Origin of the sequence: Plesiomonas sp. (assembly GCF_051650925.1) — a bacterium.
In the GTDB taxonomy this organism is placed as follows: domain Bacteria; phylum Pseudomonadota; class Gammaproteobacteria; order Enterobacterales; family CAMTGL01; genus Plesiomonas.
In genome coordinates this window covers 1-2,699 of sequence record NZ_JBOFRH010000528.1, presented here as the reverse complement: position 1 = coordinate 2,699, position 2,699 = coordinate 1, and the positions used below count along the sequence as shown (strand labels likewise).

The following is a 2,699-nucleotide window of genomic DNA, read 5'->3' as shown; positions in this document are numbered from 1 at the left end:
GTCGGTCTGATTGAACAGCTACGCATTGCTGCACTCGACACCAGCCCAACCCCGTGGCTGCTTGAACCGCAATACCGGCCTCTTCATGGGCTTCGCGCCGAACCACCTGTTCAGGGTGTTCTGAGGGTTCGATAATGCCGGCGATCAGCTCAAGCAGCCACGGGGTTGGGCTGGTGTCGAGCGCAGCAATGCGTAGCTGTTCAATCAGAACGACTTCATCACGTTTAGGATCATACGCGAGCAACACCGCTGCATGGCCACGTTCGAAGATTTCGCGGTTGATGACAGGGCTCATCTGGCCGTTAAACAGGCGGTGACGAAAACGGTAGCGTACCAGAGAGAAGAAGCCCTGATAAAGGGTGTCACGTGTGAGCATCTCGACATCGGCAGGTGTCATGCAAGCACTTGAATAATCAGGATTGTTTGAATCAGTCATGCGAGGTTTTATCCTAAAAATAGAGTGGCTTTTTCACTAGGTTAAAGTAACGTGCTGAAATTAAAGGAATACTTTAATTCTTTTTTCTTTTGTTTTGGTATATTTTTAATCAATATGGCACAGAATCCCTATTTCTCTGCAAAGACTTTGGTACACTAGCGCACAATTTTGCGGTGATTGATTGCATCACAACTTAGATAAAATTATCGAACAAGGAATAGCCATGAAAAAGATTCTGCCCATTTTGATCGGGTTGAGCCTCGGTAGTATTGGTATGACAGCACAGGCTGATTCATTACTGGATATCTATCAGCAAGCAAAAGTGAATGATCCTGTACTGCGTAAAGCTTCTGCCGATCGTGATGGGGTTGTTGAGCAGATCAATCAGGCACGTTCTACCTTGTTGCCGCAACTCAATGCAAACGCCGGTGCCAACTATAACCGTGATACCAGCCGTTCAAGTGAAAGTAACGGCACATTGGCGCAGATTACCTTGACTCAGTCTCTGTATGATCGGGCAAATTGGGTGAAACTGACACAGGCTGAGAAAAAAGGCAGTCAGGCCGACGTCAACTACTCTGCCGCCCAGCAAAACCTGATTTTACGGGTTGCTAATGCCTACTTTGGCGTGCTGCGCGCACAAGATGATCTGACCGTAATTCTGGCTGAGAAAAAGGCCGTTTACCGCCAGTTAGAGCAGACCAAACAGCGTTTTGATGTAGGTTTGGTTGCGATTACTGATGTGCAAGATGCACAAGCACAATACGATCAGGTGATTGCTAGCCAGATTACCGCACAAAACTCGCTGGATAACAGCCTAGAGAACCTGCGTGAAATCACCGGTAATCTGCCAAACCAGATCAATATTCTGGATACCAAGCAGTTCAGCACCCAAAAGCCGCTGAAAATTGATCAGCTAATGAAAGAAGCCGATGCGAAAAACTTAAGCCTGATGGCGGCACGTTTGGGCCAAGAGCTGTCACGTGAAAGTATTCGTTTAGCAGAGTCTGGTCATTTGCCGACCTTGGGTTTACAGGGTTCACTGGGCCTGACTGATACCACAGTCACGCAGGGTGCATCTCCATCTACCCACGGTGATAACTCTTCAGTTGGTATTAACCTTGCTATTCCACTGTATTCAGGTGGCCGCACTAGCTCACAAGTGAAAGAGGCTGAGTTTGGTTTTATCAGCTCAAGTGAAGATTTAGAGCGTGTTTACCGTGAAATTCAGAAAAACGTTCGCGCGGCACACAATAATATTGTGGCCTCTATCAGCTCAATTGGTGCGAACGAGCAAGCGGTTGTCTCTGCCAAAAGTGCGCTGGATGCAACCGAAGCCGGTTATGAAGTGGGTACCCGTACCATTGTTGATGTGCTAAATAGCACCCGCAGCTTGTATAACGTTAACCGTCAACTGGCGAATGCGCGTTATGACTACCTGATCAACACCCTGAATTTGCAAGGGGCGATTGGTCTTCTGAGCGAGCAAAATATTCAAACGCTAAATAGCGCGCTAAATACGCCATCACCGATTATTCCTGAAGAGTCAGTGCAATAATCTGGGCCATCTGTGGCGTGGAATGACCGTGTAACGGTGTGAGTATAACCGTTGCCGTGTGAATCTATACAACCAGTCACAAGTTTCTTGTGGCTGGTTTTTTTTCGCCCTGTTTTATGCTGTTTTTTTGCCTAAAAAGGGAAAGGAAGCGGAAAGAGAATAGCAGTAACGTTTTTGCAAATTAAGATTTTGTGGCAGTTAGCAGGTTACTGAGAAATAACCAACAAGTTCGTAACATTTATTTTAAGTTAAGTCTGAATTCTGCTAGTCTGAAAGCCACTTCCATCTGTTCATGGGGCTGACGGATAACGGTTAGCCCATCACGATAAGCAAGACCGGCAACAACACAAGGACAGGGGTGACAACCCCGGTAATCAGGATAATAAAAAGAGGAACTCGTCGTGCTAGAAGCGTATCGTCAACACGTAGCTGAGCGTGCCGCCGAAGGAGTGGTTGCTAAACCACTGAATGCTACACAGGCAGCGGCATTAACTGAATTACTCAAATCCCCTCCTGCGGGCGAGGATGCGTTTTTACTCGATCTGCTGGCCAACCGAATTCCTCCAGGTGTTGATGAAGCGGCGTATGTGAAAGCCGGTTTTCTGGCCGCGGTTGCCAAGCAAGACGTGCACTCACCGATAGTTTCTCCGGCATATGCTACCGAATTGCTCGGCACAATGCAGGGCGGTTACAATATCCAGCCGT

General features: G+C 47.6%; 2 protein-coding genes and 1 pseudogene. 2 read left to right on the top strand and 1 reads right to left on the bottom strand.

Annotation, left to right across the window (positions count from 1 at the left end):
- The coding region (locus ACRC27_RS12625) for an NUDIX domain-containing protein (RefSeq protein ID WP_438640028.1) at positions 1 to 436 on the bottom strand (436 nt) is incomplete at its 3' end.
- Positions 437 to 659: 223 nt separating this feature from the next.
- Between ACRC27_RS12625 and tolC the strand changes: the two genes are divergently transcribed.
- Positions 660 to 1,994 (top strand): outer membrane channel protein TolC, encoded by a 1,335-nt coding sequence (gene tolC / locus ACRC27_RS12620; RefSeq protein WP_438628944.1) that lies wholly within the window; start codon positions 660 to 662, stop codon positions 1,992 to 1,994.
- A 401-nt stretch (positions 1,995 to 2,395) separates the two neighbouring features.
- Positions 2,396 to 2,699 (top strand): annotated as a pseudogene (locus ACRC27_RS12615) (bifunctional aconitate hydratase 2/2-methylisocitrate dehydratase); the annotation flags it as partial.